Annotated in this window: 1 protein-coding gene; it reads left to right on the forward strand. The window is 58.7% G+C overall.

Annotation, left to right across the window (positions count from 1 at the left end):
- Positions 1-310, forward strand: a 310-nt coding sequence (locus SB717_RS34760) for a phospholipase D-like domain-containing protein (RefSeq protein WP_410907420.1), incomplete at both ends; no start/stop codon positions are given.

The raw sequence follows: 310 nt of genomic DNA on the forward strand, positions 1-310 counted from the left end.
CCTGGTCACGGCGTACGAGTTCACATCCTGGCCTGTTGCCAAGGCGCTTGTGGCGGCCAAAGATAACGGCGTGAAGGTTGCCGTTGTCGTTGACGCAAAGGAAAACGCGAGCAAGAAAGCGTCGAAAGTCCAGTACCTGGTCAGCCACGGCATTCCGGTCCGTCAGGACAACCGCCGCGACATGATCCATGACAAAAATTTGACCTTTGGATCTGGCGCGGTGGAGTTGGGTTCGTTCAACTTCACGGCCGCCGCCGCCTCGGCAAAGCATGCGGAGAACGCAGTTGTCTTGCGACACGTGCCGAGCGTG

It is taken from the genome of Priestia sp. SIMBA_032 (assembly GCF_046535215.1).
GTDB lineage: Bacteria > Bacillota > Bacilli > Bacillales > Bacillaceae_H > Priestia > Priestia aryabhattai.